16 protein-coding genes are annotated in these 15,405 nt (G+C 58.1%); 6 read left to right on the plus strand and 10 right to left on the minus strand.

The window, feature by feature from the left end:
- Positions 1-156 precede the first annotated feature (156 nt).
- Entirely contained in the window at positions 157-372 is a 216-nt protein-coding gene (locus JJE66_RS29290) for a hypothetical protein (RefSeq protein WP_200517906.1), read from the plus strand.
- A gap of 173 nt (positions 373-545) precedes the next feature.
- On the opposite strand, the gene JJE66_RS29295 is transcribed toward JJE66_RS29290, so the two are convergent.
- The 8 genes from JJE66_RS29295 to JJE66_RS29330 form a co-directional block, all read right to left on the minus strand.
- The gene (locus JJE66_RS29295) at positions 546-779 is read right to left on the minus strand and encodes a hypothetical protein (protein ID WP_200517907.1); all 234 of its coding nucleotides are present in this window, start codon (positions 777-779) and stop codon (positions 546-548) included.
- A 463-nt stretch (positions 780-1,242) separates the two neighbouring features.
- Complete coding sequence (locus JJE66_RS29300; RefSeq protein WP_246756582.1) at positions 1,243-1,506, minus strand: hypothetical protein; 264 nt, start codon at positions 1,504-1,506, stop codon at positions 1,243-1,245.
- A gap of 884 nt (positions 1,507-2,390) precedes the next feature.
- Positions 2,391-3,722 (minus strand): UDP-glucose/GDP-mannose dehydrogenase family protein, encoded by a 1,332-nt coding sequence (locus JJE66_RS29305; protein ID WP_200517908.1) that lies wholly within the window; start codon positions 3,720-3,722, stop codon positions 2,391-2,393.
- Positions 3,723-3,909: 187 nt separating this feature from the next.
- Positions 3,910-4,734, minus strand: coding sequence for a YdcF family protein (locus JJE66_RS29310; protein WP_200517909.1), 825 nt, complete (start codon positions 4,732-4,734; stop codon positions 3,910-3,912).
- 858 nt (positions 4,735-5,592) lie between these two features.
- Positions 5,593-6,768 carry a hypothetical protein gene (locus JJE66_RS29315; RefSeq protein WP_200517910.1) on the minus strand — a complete coding sequence of 392 codons (1,176 nt, stop codon included), beginning with the start codon at positions 6,766-6,768 and terminating at the stop codon, positions 5,593-5,595.
- A 202-nt stretch (positions 6,769-6,970) separates the two neighbouring features.
- Positions 6,971-7,516 carry a hypothetical protein gene (locus JJE66_RS29320; RefSeq protein ID WP_200517911.1) on the minus strand — a complete coding sequence of 182 codons (546 nt, stop codon included), beginning with the start codon at positions 7,514-7,516 and terminating at the stop codon, positions 6,971-6,973.
- A gap of 931 nt (positions 7,517-8,447) precedes the next feature.
- A complete protein-coding gene (locus JJE66_RS29325) occupies positions 8,448-8,993 on the minus strand; it encodes a hypothetical protein (protein WP_200517912.1) in 546 nt (181 codons plus the stop codon).
- Positions 8,994-9,258: 265 nt separating this feature from the next.
- The gene (locus tag JJE66_RS29330; protein ID WP_200517913.1) at positions 9,259-9,996 is read right to left on the minus strand and encodes a hypothetical protein; all 738 of its coding nucleotides are present in this window, start codon (positions 9,994-9,996) and stop codon (positions 9,259-9,261) included.
- Positions 9,997-10,315: 319 nt separating this feature from the next.
- Between JJE66_RS29330 and JJE66_RS29335 the strand changes: the two genes are divergently transcribed.
- Positions 10,316-11,038 (plus strand): hypothetical protein, encoded by a 723-nt coding sequence (locus tag JJE66_RS29335; protein WP_200517914.1) that lies wholly within the window; start codon positions 10,316-10,318, stop codon positions 11,036-11,038.
- A gap of 268 nt (positions 11,039-11,306) precedes the next feature.
- Here the strand turns inward: JJE66_RS29335 and JJE66_RS38730 are convergent, their stop codons facing one another.
- Positions 11,307-11,429 carry a hypothetical protein gene (locus JJE66_RS38730; RefSeq protein WP_311979915.1) on the minus strand — a complete coding sequence of 41 codons (123 nt, stop codon included), beginning with the start codon at positions 11,427-11,429 and terminating at the stop codon, positions 11,307-11,309.
- Between JJE66_RS38730 and JJE66_RS29340 the strand changes: the two genes are divergently transcribed.
- From JJE66_RS29340 to JJE66_RS29355, 4 genes are read left to right on the plus strand one after another with little or no spacing between them, the layout of a single operon-like run.
- Positions 11,373-11,693, plus strand: coding sequence for a transposase (locus tag JJE66_RS29340; RefSeq protein ID WP_311979912.1), 321 nt, complete (start codon positions 11,373-11,375; stop codon positions 11,691-11,693). The genes JJE66_RS38730 and JJE66_RS29340 overlap by 57 nt on opposite strands.
- Positions 11,687-12,040: an IS66 family insertion sequence element accessory protein TnpB gene (tnpB, locus tag JJE66_RS29345; protein WP_200515194.1), complete on the plus strand. Its 354-nt coding sequence runs from the start codon at positions 11,687-11,689 to the stop codon at positions 12,038-12,040. The genes JJE66_RS29340 and tnpB overlap by 7 nt, the downstream gene beginning before the upstream one ends.
- Positions 12,041-12,091: 51 nt before the next feature.
- Entirely contained in the window at positions 12,092-13,657 is a 1,566-nt protein-coding gene (tnpC, locus tag JJE66_RS29350; protein ID WP_200515193.1) for an IS66 family transposase, read from the plus strand.
- Entirely contained in the window at positions 13,654-14,256 is a 603-nt protein-coding gene (locus tag JJE66_RS29355; protein ID WP_200515192.1) for a plasmid pRiA4b ORF-3 family protein, read from the plus strand. Before tnpC ends, JJE66_RS29355 begins: the two co-directional genes overlap by 4 nt.
- Positions 14,257-14,515: 259 nt before the next feature.
- Here JJE66_RS29355 and JJE66_RS29360 read toward each other — a convergent pair whose 3' ends face one another.
- Positions 14,516-15,289 carry a hypothetical protein gene (locus tag JJE66_RS29360; protein ID WP_200517915.1) on the minus strand — a complete coding sequence of 258 codons (774 nt, stop codon included), beginning with the start codon at positions 15,287-15,289 and terminating at the stop codon, positions 14,516-14,518.
- Between the last annotated feature and the right edge of the window lie 116 nt (positions 15,290-15,405).

Below are 15,405 nucleotides of genomic sequence, written 5' to 3' on the forward strand. Positions count from 1 at the left end.
CTGGTTGCGATGTGACGGCCGCCTCCAGGCTGATGAACTCCGCTCACAATTCCTGCCCCGCGGTTCCTGTGGTCACTTCTGGACTGTCAAAGTGTTAAGTAGCTGACAAACGAACGGCATATCCTTTGCTAGGAAAGGCGCAGCAGGAGAAGCTGTATGGAACCGAAACAGTACTTCACCTCAATGGCTGCATTTTGCCGTCAGCAGTCAAAGATGGTCGATGAGAATGAACTATTTTGGCTCGCCGAGGCTCAGTTGCTTGAGAAGCTAGCAATCAATGCCGAACGCCAGCGTCGTCTCTCTGCTCGGCGGCCACAAGGCTCAACGCCACGATCAAAAGAAAAGGCTCCAGGGCCAGGGGCTAATGTGTAAACGGGTCGAGCTATCGCTACACCTGCGTCAGCATCAGTGTTTCGATGCGATTGGCTAGGCTAGGCTGGCGTTGGCCGGGTCAATCGAGGGTCTGTTCATCGTCGGGTCGTAGTACTGGATGACGAAGACGAATTCTTTACTGCAGAGATTACACTAAGCCGGACCCGGGAGGGTTAATCCCAATTGTTGTCCGGCAGACTACCAGGTGGCGGCTTCAACTCTTCCAACCCCGCTTCGATAACTAGGAGCTCGTCCTGAACTGTCTGGACCGCGTTGATGGGGTTGATCCCTGTAACCTCCTTCAGCTCATTTAGCAGCTTGCGACGATGCACGCGCAATTGCTCGAGTGCTTTTCGGTTCTTCACCTTCACATAGCCTGCGACGATCAACTCGATGGACGTTGACATTTCCCCTGCTCCAGCCCCCGCTTGCGAAATCACGGCCGATCACCTCCGCCTATTTGAGGCAGAAGACGAACGAGCGCTCTCGCCGCTTCACCATGCCTCATTGTGTCAGATTCTTCCAGCTACGATCCGACTTCTTCGACTGGGCGGATGCCATGCTTCTTCTGAGATGATACCCGCGCCACGGCCTGGTTGCAGTTTTCTCGCCCGGAATGCCGCACCTAACAAGCCGCGGCTGTTCTAGCTTACAGCCGTCACGCACCCGAACTGGACACCAAGGGCAGGAGCCGGTTCGGTTCGCTCGCGCCGGTTGGTAGATAGCGCAACCTGCGCCATTCGAAGGAGACTGTTCGGGCGAAAGCACCCAGGCTTGATCGAAGCAGACGAAACCTGAAAGTCAGACCTCCAAACCCAGTTGACCAAGAGCGGCCCCGAGCTCGCGGGATACGTTATTCGAGCGAATGACTCACACCGGAGAGTGAACAACGCTCCGCCGCCCGAACCAGGGCAATCCTCGCCGATCCACTACGTCATCTCTCGCGTCGCTCTGCTCGCAATCGAGATCAGAGATGACGTCCTCAAACGCCGAAATAGTTTGCTGGATGGCTGCGATTTGCCTCAGCTCGTCATCTGCAATGGGCCCAACACGAGCTTGAAGCGCGACCACCATCTCACGCCGACGCTCCTTGAGCTGAACAAGCGGTAAACCATGATCAAGCGGATACTGCATCTTAGCCTCCCTGCCTCTCTCAGCTCACTTTAGAGAAAACTCTCTGAAAAACGGTAGAAAGATTCATTCATATTGTAACTACTCCTGTCCTTCTCCTGGCAAACAATCCAGAGCAGAATCCTGAAGTTGGTATGCAGGACCACACGGGTCGCTTCCAATCAGCTTCACCTCAATTGGGGCTTGGTTATGTGAGGACAATCACCGAATTTTCACGACCAGATTTGACTTGGCTTTACTCTTCCGTGATTCACTAAAGCATCTATCACGTGGGATTACTGCAATGCCCAAGGAAAGCAAATCGGCGCGAGAGCTGTCTGTTCTCATCCAGGAGGTTGTCTCCGTGCCTGGGCTCGAGGTCACCGTGCGAAGGGACCACGCCTACGGCTGGCAGCCGATCGTTTTGTCTGCGCCAGGAAATTCGATTGGCTATCAACGGCGCGTAGAGGAAATTGCACACCGAATGCGGATGCAATACGATCTTGCGACCTAGATCGTTTTCAGAACGTCTCCTCAGCGACTCTATTGGGTCGTTCTGCCTCTACGATTGGTTCCGGGCCCTGCTCCTACTGAAGCTCTGGCGTCTTGGTTGATCAAAGGCAACGCCACTCGTCCGGATTGGTCGTCACAGGGTCGATCGGCCGGAAGATGTCGGAGGACATGTTGGAGGCTGTGCGGGGCGTGAATGCACTAGAGGTGACGCTGGCTGCGTCTTAGAGGTTAGACTTCCGATCCTTGATTGAGACACTTACGATGTGAGTCATCTGCACGACGCTCTCACATCTGGTCAAACCACCTTTTGTTAGTGCATTTACATCAAGGCACAATCGATGTGATTATCTCAGTCAGAGGCAGGAGATGCAGCCGACCCGAAGCCCTTCCGCGCATCAAGGGACCGAGCTCGCTTGGCCGCCTCCTGATTGCCCGACGCTCTCGTAGGTGAAGCCGGCGGCGGCCATGTCCTCTGGGCTGAAGATATTGCGGAGGTCGACGACAACGGGCTGCGCCATGGTCGCCTTCAGCCGATCGAGATCGAGGCCGCGGAACTGCGTCCATTCAGTGACGACGACAACCGCATCGGCTCCCTCAGCGCAGGAATAAGCATCCTCGCAATAAATGATGCTGGGCAACTCGCTCTTGGCCTGCTCCATGCCGACGGGATCGAAGGCTTTCACCTTCGCGCCCATGTCGATCAGGCCGGTCACGAGCGGGATCGATGGCGCGTCGCGCATGTCGTCGGTGTCGGGCTTGAAGGTGAGGCCGAGCACCGCGATGGTCTTGCCACGCAGCGAGCCGCCGAGCGCCTGGCTCACTTTTCGCGCCATCGCGCGCTTGCGGTTCTCGTTGACCGCCAACACGGATTCGACGATGTGCAGGGACACGTCGTAATCCTGCGCGATCTTGATCAGCGCCTTGGTGTCCTTCGGGAAACAGGAGCCGCCGAAACCGGGACCCGCGTGCAGGAATTTTGTGCCGATGCGGTTGTCCAGGCCGATGCCGCGCGCGACTTCCTGGACGTTGGCGCCGACCTTTTCGGAGAGATCGGCGATCTCGTTGATGAAGGTGATCTTGGTCGCCAGGAACGCATTCGCGGCGTATTTGATCATCTCGGCGGTACGGCGTGCCGTGAACATCAGCGGCGCCTGGTTCAGCGATAGCGGACGGTAGATGTCGCCCATCACCTTGCGGCCGCGCTCATCGGAGGTGCCGACCACGACGCGATCGGGGAATTTGAAGTCGCGGATCGCGGCACCCTCACGCAGAAATTCGGGGTTGGAGGCGACGACGACGTCGGCCTTGGGATTGACCTCGCGGATGATGCGCTCGACCTCGTCGCCGGTGCCGACCGGCACGGTCGATTTCGTCACCACGACGGTGAAGCCGGACAGCGACTGCGCGATCTCTTTCGCGGCGGCGTAGACATAGGAGAGATCGGCGTGCCCGTCGCCGCGGCGCGACGGCGTGCCGACCGCGATGAAGACCGCGTCCGCATCCGCGACCGGCTTGGACAGGTCGGTGGTGAATTCGAGCCGCTTGGCCTTAACGTTGGTCGCGACCAGCTCGTCCAGCCCGGGCTCGTAGATCGGGATCTCACCGCGATGCAGGCTAGCGATCTTCTTCTCGTCCTTGTCGACGCAGATGACGTCGTGACCGAAATCCGCAAAGCAGGCCCCGGACACCAGTCCCACATAGCCCGTTCCGATCATGGCGATGCGCATGGATGGCGCTCTCCCTGAATAACCATAGACCTGTCGCGAAAAAGTCTATCGCACTTCTGCGACGACTTGCACGCATAACGTCAGTGCAACCTGCCCATCGACGCGATAAACCTTAACGTTCAAAGTTGGAAAACGAGCGAACGCGGGCGCCAAGCTTTTAACCGACACATTCAACGCTGTGGGCAGATCAACTGGCGTGGTTGTAAGCCTCTCGACGAGACGCCAGGCACCCCGTCGGGAAAATGGAATCCGTTTTCCCGGTCAATCGGGCTATCAACAAGGCAAGCCACTCATGGACAGCAATATCCATCGTCGCAAGCCCGGCCACAGGATCTTGAACCTCGAGCGTCAATCTTCCGTCGGTCTGCCAGCCGCTTGGGACGGGTTCAACCATGAAGCCGGCCTTGCAGAAAATTCCTACGGCTCTCGGCATATGAAAGGCTGAGGTTACCAGCAACCATCGTTCGGTGGGATTTGGAGAGATCAGCTCCCTGCTGAAACGCGCGTTCTCGGCCGTATTTCTGGAGCTTCGCTCGACCTCGATTCGCGAGCGAGGTATTCCCAACTGCCCTAGCAGCTCGACCGCAAAATCGGCTTCCCGGGCATTGCTTTTCCAGAAACTCGGATTGCCACCACTATATAGCGCTCTTAGCTGAGGATACCGGTGCAACAGTGTTGCCGCCATCACAATGCGATGGGGATTGGCGGGCGAAACGACACCGCGAGCCGCTGCAACGTCAAGATTGATGTCGCCACCGAGGACGATGACGCCAGTTGGCTCTTCGGGAGTCGCCCTCCATGCCGGGAAACGGCTCTCCAACGGTGTAAGCAGCCATTTTCCGATTGGGGATACGCCGCATAGAATAACAAGGATGAATACGGAGTGCATCAGTCGCCGCCCGGCATTGGCGAACCGGGAAAATGTCAGTGCGAAGCCAGCGACACCACCAAGAAGGAGGAGATTTGACGGCACTAGCAGCCATCCAAGACTTTTCGACACAATGAAGTACAAGTGATGACCTCCAACCCATGCCCGATCGACGGCTCAGCGTCCAATTGACATTGCGCACCCGATCGTAGCCCAAAAAACGAAGATGGGGAGAGGCGTGAACACCGCTGGGCATTCGGTCGCTCAAGATCACCCGCAAGCGCTGCACGCCGACTTGCATTGGGGGGACCGGAACGGGCTTACCTGCCTAAGCGAGGTCTGATGACGTAAACGTTCGTCATCCGCTTAATTTCCTGCCAGCGGCTGTGCTCGATAATTCTGCGCTCGGTCTTTGCGGTAACATGCACTTCGGATCCAGGATGCTGTTCACGGCTTCGCGCCGAAACAGCGGTGCTATTTTGGGGACGGTGCGGGCGGCTTCGCTCCACGCAGCTAACCTTTACCGGGCACCGCTCCCATCCGGGTCTGCCCCGTCCTTCAATCGCATCGAAGCTGGCGCCCATACCGATAACAGGAGTGACCATCGCTGAAATAGGTTCGGTTCCCGTAGGTCCGCGCCGAGCCCCCGTCGCTGAAAATCGTGGTGTCTCCGTATTGCCGAGCACTGCTCCCGTCGCTGTTGTACGTCGTTGTACCGTATCGCTCGGATATCGTTCCATCGTTCCAGTACGTCGTTTCCCCGTAGCGCTGTGCCGCGATACCGTTGTCGCAGATGAATTTACCGCCAGCCACGTACTGACAATTTTCGGCCCTCGCGGTAGACCCGAAGAGCAAGATAGCGCCGCACAATATCATCGACCGCATCATGGTCGTTTACCTCCACTTGTCGCGCAGTCTTGGAATAGCTCTCGTCAATTCCAGTTCCAGCCCCGTCAAGGTGATTTGTTGGAAAAAACCGCCTACATGTACGGTCAGTTGAATTCACCTATCCGTGCTGCGCGGCAACTTGCATGGGGAATAGAATGTGCCGTTGCTAGCCACCACCCGCTCAATGCATTGCCTCGAATCCACAATCTCTCCGCCAATCCGGAAGAAGTAGGTCTGCGTCTTCAAGACTAGCACATAGTTTCCTGCGGGAAGGTCCATCAGGGGATTCTCGCTCCGAAGCTCATACATTTCCGGAGAGCCGGCGACCGGACTTACCTGAAATGCGTAGGAGAAGTTGCGGATCACCCAGACATCGTCCTCCTCGTTCAACTTCTTGCCAGCGGCCGCAGGTGAAAACTCACGCGCGATTTTGGCGACTACTCGAACCTCGGCACTGTCCGGAATGCTGTTCATGGCTTCGCGCCGAAACACCAGGAACTTCACGCGGCCACTGGGCAGGGCCGGCTGATTGGGGACCTTGAACGCCGGAGAGAAGGCGATCCTTATGTCAGGCGCCTTTCCCGGTAGCGGGTGCAGTTTGACTATCGGACGATCCTCGTCGAGGGCATATACGCCATATTCGGTGGGAAGAGCGCGTGCGGGCGTCGTTCCTACATTCGGCGCCGTCGTGTCCTGCGCAGGAGCTATCGTCGGGGGTGCAGGCGGTATCGGGATTGAAATCGCGGCGGAAGGACTGGTTTCTGGCAAAGCCGACTCGATTGATTTCTCGGGACCGGAGATCAGATCGGCCAAGTGCCGTTGTTCAAGGAAGAACAGCCCGACAGTCATCAGGGCGAGCAGCACCATCAGCCCGCGCTTCGTCACCCACCTGAGCGGATATCGTACCTGAGTGCTCTCGTCATGAAGTACTATCTGGGTAGACCGCGTCAGAGAAACACACTCCGAGCTGGAAGATTCGCCCAGATCGGACGCTTTCGTCAGCTGCGGAGGAGGTAAACTTGGGGGACCGAGATCTTGCCGTGAGAATTGCTCTACACCGTTGATCGCCGCTTCCAAGGCACTCTGCAAGCGGCGGACGTCGGCCGCATCTGCGTGGGTAAACTGCTCCTGAAGCTTATGGCGGGCGAGATCGTAAACGACCTGCCGCATGTATTCGGGGTCGTTTTTCGCCATTTCGAGGATGCGCGCGATCACAAGCGCAAACTGGACTTCCGTGGACGTCGAGTCGCTCGGACTCTGATCGCTCGGACGTAGCTCTGCCGGACTCATGATTTGCATCGTCCGATTCGGGCCCCCTTAGCTCCTAATCGACAGGCAACAATGCGGAATGCCAGCAAGCGATGGCTTCGGCCAGGCAGCGCCCGCCCTCTTCATAGGCTTCTCCGTCGAAATAGACTCAGCCAGAATGGGGCCTGTAACGAGTGAAATCCAGTCGAATCCCGCTAGGCGAAGCGGGCACCGAAGATGGTCATTACCGCGCAACGGCTGATGCGGTCGTCAATTGGGCTCCTCCGACCGATGTCGGACCAATCGGTCTGAGATCTTGCGCTCGCTTCTTGAGCGGTCTTGCAGCTGCTGACGCGCCGGTGGAAGTTGGGGCGGGCGAACCCGCTGTTGCCATGGAGGCGAACGTATTCGACGTTTGCCGAGCGCGCAGTTCGACCGATGCCTCCAGAACCCCCATTCGCGAGACCAGTGCAGACAACTGCTCCGACAGCCTTTTCAGTTCTGCTCGCTCGGCGGCAAGCAGCTCCTTGAGCTCGTCAATTTCGCTAGTCCCCTTGACCTGGAGACTCATGAGGCTCAGGGGTGCTTTGTCATCTGTCGCCCCCATAAGTGGCGGCTTAGCCGGCAGAGCTGGTTGAAGCGGCTCGTCGTAACTACTTGCCACACAAGTGCCAATCGCTCCGGCGACGAACAAGCCGGCCACCGACACGACAACCGAGCGGGTTCGCCGCGTCCGTTGCTGGATCGTGAAGTGATGATCCAAGTGAGAGGCGTGATCGAGTGGGTTCATAGTCCCCGTACCTAGACCGCTTCAGCCCAATTCGCAATGCCCTCAAAAGAGCGGTCCGCGAAGCAGCGCGCGATATCACGGATTTAATTCGGCCTCGATATCATAAACCTCGCCGCTGGCCGCAAATCCGGCCCTGCAAGCGGTCGATATCAACAGAATAGCGCTCCCTGGACGGTCCCCTTCCAAAGAAGCCTCGCCCGAAACGCCTTCAGCAGCCCGTCGGCTTTGCATGGAGCGATAAACCGGGACGAATCGGGGCCCCTCCCCGGCTCTGCCCGGCCAATCTTGCGCCGCTTTTTGCGCCTGAGATCTCGAGCCCGTCCACTACCAAGCAAGCATGCGAGGCTGAGCTAGGATGCCTGACGGAAATCACTTCATGATCCATCGCGGAGGCGAACTCCGGGTGTCAAGCGCAAACAGCGCCCAGACATCTCGGTTGAATGGCCACCACCACGGCGCGTCATATTTTGCGACGAGCATCATCCGAGCCTCGGTTGGATCATCCAACGACACTGCGCCTGAAACGGACTCTAGATACTCACGAAACGGGCACGTGAAGGGATTGGCCGACGCTGGCCGCACCAGAGCTGCCGGGCCGAGAGAAGGAAACATCCGCGCTGAATTGGAAGCCGCTGACGTGCGCGGCAATCCCACATTTCGGGTGATTTGGCTTGATCGCGGATCAAACAGCCAGGCGCTTTCTGCAGGTCCACCTCCAGCTGACCGAGCTCGCTTATCTGTCGGGTTTCCGCGATGGACGTGCTGGTCTGCGAGCTAGCGCTGCCGTCGAAGAAGAAGATGGCTGCCCGCTGAATTAGTGGACACCAGGCCGGTAGTTGCCGACACTGACCCGATCATTACAAAAGAGGGCCGCCGCGGCTAGCGCGGCAGCCCTCTCTCTTCGGAAGTAGTGAGAGTTCTCGAGGTAAACCTAAGCGGTTACAGTTCGGCGACGACGAAGCCAGCCGAACAGGCCGGCGACGGCCATCAAGATGCCCGGCAAACCTGCACCGACGACCGGACCAGGCACAGCTTGAACGCTAACGTCCACGATATCGATCTGGCCGGCCTGATTGTTGCGCGTGCCGCCGTTGACGATGCGGAAATAGTCCGTGCTCGCAAGGTCGATGAACCATGGCAACGTGATCGAGATAAATCCGGGCGAAAAGCTATAGTCTCCGCCGAGTTGCTCGAAACCGCCTGGGCCAGCACCGTCGCGATCAATGAAGAAGTTGAAGAATGACGTGGAACTGTCGCTGTGGCCGGTAACGGTGATCGCATATTGTTGGTTCACAACGGAGGACAAGTTGTTGAAGTCGGCTTGCCCATCATTGTTTCCGAAAATGAGCTTACTCTGCTTCAACTTGACGTCGCCCGTCAGAGTCGCCTGGGTGAGATCCAGAGTGACGGCGTGAGCAGGTACAGCGGCCAACAACGCAACGCTCACACCAACGGCCGATATAATCAATTTCTTCATTCATAGCTCCTACCGAAATACTGGACTTTATTAACAATGAATTAAGTCGAGTAAAACAGCTTTATTACTTTAACCTTAAGAAAAATAGCTAAAATTGGGGCTTACACACCTGTTCTCGCCGCTGAAATCAGCGTTCACCGCCTTCGCTGAGCGTCAAGCAAACAGCGCCTACTCTACTTACTTAACCCACTGACAGATGAGCCGCCTGCCCTATCTGTCCGCTAGGCAAAACAAAACCGCCAGACGCGGCTTGCAATCGACAAAATCACTTCATGGTCCATCGTGGAGATGAACTCCGCGTGTCGAGTGCAAATAGCGCCGAGACCTCTGGATTGATCGGCCACCACCAGGGCGCATCATACTTGGCGACCAACATGATCTGAGCCTCGGTTGGATCATCCAGGGCGACTGCGCCGGAAACAGACTCGATGTACTCACGAAACGGGCAGGTGAAAGGATTGGCCGACGCTGGCCGCACCAGAGCTGCCGGGCCGCGAGAAGGAAACATCAGTGATATCTTTGAGCCTTTCGACATGCTCAGGCGCTTTGTGCGCACCGAGATGATCCTGCAGCCCACAGAGAGATTGCTGATTCCGAACAACCCGCTTTGATTGCGGGCCAGAAATATACTTTCGAACGGCGAGACGGATGGAGGTGCTTGGACCGAGATGACCAGTTGAGTCGGCCACGGCGGCCCTCCTGCGAAATAGTGGACCGAGACAAGGAAGCCGACAAGAACGGCCACGACACTGACGGCCGCGCTGATGAGCAGCCATTCCTCCCCGATTTGCCAGCCTCTCATTCCGCCCATTGAACGCCAGAAAATGGTTTTGCGGTCTCTCATCACCGGGCCGGGCCGGTGATATGCAGAGGCAAACTGACGCCTCTTCTGCCGCAGGAGCCTATGCAGATCAGGCGATTTCGATCGGCTGCTCCGAGCGTCAAGACCAACTTCCACAACAGCCGCATACTCGCTGCCGTCTCTGCGCTTGAACTTGCTCAAAGGAAACACGTACTCCTACGCCAACTACGCTCATTCGTGGTGGTTGAATAGCTTATATTCCCCATTCCTAGGCGTCTATCCAGCTGCGGGCACAACTCGGCACGTCCGCGAGAGGCAGCTTTGTAAGATCTGACATTTTGGCCGGCGAACAAGGCGAAGTCGGACCTGCCGAACAAGTGTGCGGCCCACCTCCTCACAAGCCTCAGGCGAGAAATGCGTTTGCCAAGGCTTCGGCGTGCGATCTAGAAGCGGCCAAAGCGCCGTGATCGAACGACGCATTTGATCCAAATTCGAAGAAATCATAGCGAATCAGTCCCGCATGAATCATGATGAAAGAAGCTTCATCGTGGAATTCATTCATCAAGGCGCATTGCAAATGAAGACGATCCTGGCGGCGGCAACTGCGATTCTTCTGGTCGGGACCGGCTCGAGCTACGCGACCGTCCTTCGCGACACGATAGGTGGAGATGCCTATGGTGCCAGCTCAGGATGGGGTGTTCAAAATGTTGGGTCTGCCCCGGACACACAGTCAATTGGGCTAGGGTTTCTCACGGCGACCTCGACCCAGGTCAATGGCATCGAGGCCTTTATCGGCCCCCAGCCGGGTTCGCTACTTACAACCTTTACCCTGGGTATCATGGCCGACAATGGATCTGGGATTCCAACAGGGACATTCCTATACCAGACGAGCCTGGACGCAGACAGCGCCCACCCGGTTCTGCTGAACAACCTCAACTGGTCGATTGACGCCGGCAGTTATTTTCTGGTTGCCATTGCTGATTTCGCAACATTGAACAGCTGGCAATTCAATACCCAGCAGATCGGCTCGTTTGCGTTCACAGCAGGAGATCCGAACGGCAATTGGCTGCCGGCCAACAACAACAACTACCTTCCCGAAGCGACCATCTCGACCGAGAACATTTCTGCCGTACCGCTCGGCAACCCGACTCTCCCTTCGGTTGTCCTGGGCGGCCTGATGATGGGCTGGATTGCGGTTCGTCGGCGTGCGCAGAAAACCCAGTCCCTAGCCCGATCGGCATAGATCTTCGATCCTCCCTTATCCCGTCCAAACTCGTTTGGGCGGCAGCCGGCTTGATGTTGTAAGCCAGCGATCCAAAGCTCACCCTATTCCCAAGATGGCGTCGCCCGGCCGCGGAGGTTCACCGCGGCCGTTGAGCGTTAGAGCGTAAGCGGGGCTGCGAGGCCCATCAGATTGTTTGTGCGTAGACCTATGAGCGCCGTTAGAAGAGTCATCTTCTGCAAGGGTGCTCACAATGGACGACCATTCGGACGACATAAGACGACCGTTGTCACCGCGCATAGAAGTGTACGCCGGCGGCGGCCGGAAACAGTGGCCAGATGATTTGAAGGCGCAGATCGTCGCGGACAGTCTCGAGCCGGGCGCGATCGTAACAGATGTCGCACGTCGCCATGGCTGCCGGCCCCAGCAGGTGCATGACTGGCGGCGCCGGGCGCGTTCAGGTCAACTGGTGCTGCCAGCTGCGGGGGGAGCACTGTCGTTTGTGCCGTTGGTGTCGGAATCGTCGCCATCGGTGGCTGCAGCTCCCTCCGGGTCGCCGGAAGCAGCCGTTGTGACGGTTGAGCTCCATGGGGCACGAGTTGAGGTGCGAGGGACGCCTGGCCTTGCCGTGTTGAGTGATGTGTTTGTTGCGTTGCGCCGGACACGTTCATGCTGACGGCTCCCGCTGGCTTCATGATTTATGTTGCGACCCGACCTGTAGACTTCAGGAAGGGCGCAGATGGCCTGGCGCTGTTGGCGAAGGAGACGCTGGGCCACGATCCGATGAAGGGCGTGGCGGTGGTCTTCCGTGCGAAGCGCGCTGATCGGGTGAAGATAGTTGTCTGGGATGGTAGTGGCCTCGTGCTGTATTGGAAGCGGCTTGAGGGCAGCGCCTTCAAGTGGCCGCCGATCGTTGACGGCGTCATGCGAATGAACGCCGCGCAGTTGTCCGCGCTTCTGGCCGGCATGGATTGGACACGCATGCATGCGCCTCGAATCCTGCAGCCGAAAGCGCTTGCGTAGGACATAAAATCTTCGCTGCATCGGGGCGCGAAGCATGACAGACTCGGGCCAATGAGTGATTTGCCTGATGAGCTGCCGAGCGATCCAGCCGAGTTGCGTGCCTTTGCCGCGGCTCTGCTGGATCGCTGCGCCAGGCTCGAGCGGTTGCTCAAGCTTGCAAAAGACGCGCAGTTCGGTCGATCCTCGGAAAAGCTTGACGCTGATCAGCTCCAGCTTGTTCTGGAGGATATCGATCAGGCTGTCGCGGCTCTCGAAGCAGCCGAGGACCGCGCCAATCCCAAAGCACGCGAGAAGAGAGCTGCCGAGCGGAGGGCCAATCGTGGCAAGCTGCCGGAGCATTTGCCGCGCATCATCGAGACCCTGATGCCCGCTGCAACCTGCTGCCCGTGCTGCGCAGGCGACCTTTTTGAGATCGGTCACGATGAGAGCCAGAGGCTGGACGTCGTACCGGCGCAGTATCGCGTCATCGTCACCCGCCGCCCCAAACTGGCCTGCCGCGCCTGTCACGGCGTCGTCCTCCAGCGTGCTGCTCCCGAGCGATTGATCAGGGGAGGACTGCCGACCGAGCGGCTCGTCGCGCATGTGATCGACGCCAAGTATCATTGGCATTTGCCGCTTTACCGCCAGGCGCAGATGCTGGCGACGCACGGTATCGCCATCGACCGTTCCACGCTCGCCTTCTGGGTCGGCTACGCCGCCCAGGAATTGAAGCCCTTGTGGCATCGTCTGCGCCAGCTTCTGCTCGCCTCTTCGAAGCTCTGTGTCGACGAGACCCCCGCACCGGTATTGGATCCGGGGCGCGGCAGGACCAAAACCGGCTACTTCTGGGCGCTGTCACGCGATGACAGGCCCTGGGCCGGACCTGACCCACCTGTTGTGGTTTACGCCTATGCGCCGGGCCGTGGGGCCGTTCATGGCTTGCAGCTACTTGAGGGCTTTCGCGGCATCATCCACTGCGACGGTTATCAGGCTTACAAGACTATGACCCGAGAGACGCGTGCGGACGCCTTGTCCGGGACGCTCGCCTTCTGCTGGTCGCATCTGAGGCGCCAATTTGTGAAGATCGAGCGCGAGGCTTCGCCTGCGCCAGCGCCGGTTGCCCGCGAGGCTCTTGAGCGCATCGCCGAACTTTACGCGGTCGAAAAAGCGCTCCGCGGCCGATCAGATGTCGAGCGCCGTGCTGGCAGGCAGGCGCATGCCCGACCTCTGGCTACAGCCTTGAAGCAGTGGTTTGAGGCCAAGCTTGATCACCTTGCACAGAAGAGCGACACGGCGAAGGCCTTGCGTTACGCGCTGCGTCATTGGGACGGCTTGACGCTCTATCTTGATGACGGGCGCATCGAGATGGACACGAATGCTGTCGAGCGTGCGATGCGGCCGATCAAGCTCAACGCCAAGAACTCCCTTTTTGCCGGTTGCGACGAGGGCGCCGAGAATTGGGCAGTGCTGGCTTCGTTAATCGAGACCTGTAAGCTCAATGGCGTCAATGCCGAGCACTGGCTCGCTGATGTTCTCGCGAAGCTCGTCAATGGTTGGCCTGCGGCGCGACTGGACGAACTGCTCCCTTGGGCATCGATCTACACGATGCATGCACACGATCCGAGGCTGGCGGCATGAGCCTGAACACGACCGCGGTCCGGATCAAGGTGACCCTCAAGGACGTAAAACCGGAGGTGATGCGTCGCCTTGTCGTGCCGCTCACGCTGCGCCTTGATCGGCTGCATCTGACGCTTCAGGAGGCATTCGGCTGGACGAACAGTCACCTCTTCGAGTTCTTCGCTGGTGAGGCACATTGGGGGATTCCCGACCCCGACAATGATTACGGCCACCAGCCCATGGATGCCCGTAAAGCGCGGCTTTGCGATATCGTTCGAGAGACCGGCGCCAAGACGATCCACTATCTCTATGACTTCGGCGACAGCTGGGATCACGTGATCAAGCTCGAAAAATGGTTCGACAACACCACGACGGAGGGCATGCCCTTCCTGCTCGAGGCCGCCGGTCGTTGTCCTCCGGAAGACGTCGGTGGTGCGCCAGGCTATGCCGAATACCTCGACGCCATCAGCGACCCTGCTCATCCGGAGCGCGAAAATATGCGCCGCTGGGGCCCGGAGCGGTTCGATCCCAACGTGATCGACCGGAAGGCCCTCGAGGCCGCCGTCAACGCGTTGTCCGACACATGGAAACCGCGGCGACACGCCACGCGAACAAAATAGACGTCAAGCGCGATTCAAAAGGGCCGCAGAGCTACGCTTACGTTAGAGCACGCGTGATGATTGAGCCACGGGCAACATTCCGGTGCCCTTCCGCAATTCGTTGACCAGAGCTGACAGCGCTTGCTGCCGATAGCCGCGGTCTTGTCCGAAGCAGCCCCCACCACGACGAACCGACGAAGCATGTCGCGCGCAAAACAAAGGCCGCGGAGCTGTCGCTCCGCGGCCTTGAGGGATTTCCAGACTTTACAAAAGTCAGTCTTTAGACTGCTTGCTTCCGCCGACGGCGCGCAAGAGCGAGAAGACCACCGCATGCCGCCATCAGGCCGGGCAGACCGGCACCAACGATCGGGCCAGGAACGGCCGAGACGTTGATCGTCGCATTGCTCGACCGATTGCCGGTCGCCGTGATGTCGATCTCTGCCGTGAGATCAAAGAGATTCGGAACACCAGCGACAGTGGTCGAGCTACCCGTGCTAAGCAGGGGCGGGAAGAGCGCCGATCCCAGAAGCGTTCCGGGAGCGAACGGACTTCCCAGATAGGTCAGTTCTTTAACGAGAAGACCGTTACCGGCCGTCGCGTTCGAGGTGAACTGGCTAAGAAAGGACTGAACTCCGCCGGGAGTGAACCCGGTTCCATAGAAATAAAGCTTCAAAGTATCTGTGGCGTCTACTCTTGGGACGGCATTTTGATGAACATCCGTCGCGGAGACGTCCATTAGATCGCCACCTGCACTTGGCTGAACAACGCCGCCAAGGATATCAACAACGAAGTTGCCGATCGCACCGTTGAAAGCGAAAACGTCCGGGGCGGCAACAGTATCAGCTAAGCCGAGGATGGCGCCGCCATCGTAGCTATAAAAACCCGAAATAGTGGCAGCCTTTGCTTCACCCTGCGCAACGAGCGCAAGTGCTCCAATGGCCGCGACCGAACACAAAAACTTCTTAATCATTTGGAAAGCCCTCCGTAAAATTACTACTTCCATGGCTAACAAACTATTAATGTGGCGCCGCGTCAACTCCCATTTTTTGGACAAACTCGACTCCAAATTGAAAATTTAACAAAACAATCGAATTTTCAATAAGTTATTTAAATCTGAACCAAGGGCAAACTCCAATCGTCAGTTCGGAAGATCTGTCCGGCGCGACATTC

The sequence above is a fragment of the Bradyrhizobium diazoefficiens genome, from assembly GCF_016612535.1.
Taxonomy (GTDB): domain Bacteria; phylum Pseudomonadota; class Alphaproteobacteria; order Rhizobiales; family Xanthobacteraceae; genus Bradyrhizobium; species Bradyrhizobium diazoefficiens_C.

Coding starts and splice junctions, on each gene's coding strand:
- JJE66_RS29320 (WP_200517911.1), bottom strand. CDS start 7,516: ATGAACCCACTCGATCACGCCTCTCACTTGGATCATCACTTCACGATC.
- tnpB (WP_200515194.1), top strand. CDS start 11,687: ATGCTGACGGCTCCCGCTGGCTTCATGATTTATGTTGCGACCCGACCT.
- JJE66_RS29335 (WP_200517914.1), top strand. CDS start 10,316: ATGAATCATGATGAAAGAAGCTTCATCGTGGAATTCATTCATCAAGGC.
- JJE66_RS29295 (WP_200517907.1), bottom strand. CDS start 779: ATGTCAACGTCCATCGAGTTGATCGTCGCAGGCTATGTGAAGGTGAAG.
- JJE66_RS29300 (WP_246756582.1), bottom strand. CDS start 1,506: ATGCAGTATCCGCTTGATCATGGTTTACCGCTTGTTCAGCTCAAGGAG.
- JJE66_RS29315 (WP_200517910.1), bottom strand. CDS start 6,768: ATGAGTCCGGCAGAGCTACGTCCGAGCGATCAGAGTCCGAGCGACTCG.
- JJE66_RS29290 (WP_200517906.1), top strand. CDS start 157: ATGGAACCGAAACAGTACTTCACCTCAATGGCTGCATTTTGCCGTCAG.
- JJE66_RS38730 (WP_311979915.1), bottom strand. CDS start 11,429: ATGGCGACGTGCGACATCTGTTACGATCGCGCCCGGCTCGAGACTGTC.
- tnpC (WP_200515193.1), top strand. CDS start 12,092: ATGAGTGATTTGCCTGATGAGCTGCCGAGCGATCCAGCCGAGTTGCGT.
- JJE66_RS29355 (WP_200515192.1), top strand. CDS start 13,654: ATGAGCCTGAACACGACCGCGGTCCGGATCAAGGTGACCCTCAAGGAC.
- JJE66_RS29325 (WP_200517912.1), bottom strand. CDS start 8,993: ATGAAGAAATTGATTATATCGGCCGTTGGTGTGAGCGTTGCGTTGTTG.
- JJE66_RS29305 (WP_200517908.1), bottom strand. CDS start 3,722: ATGCGCATCGCCATGATCGGAACGGGCTATGTGGGACTGGTGTCCGGG.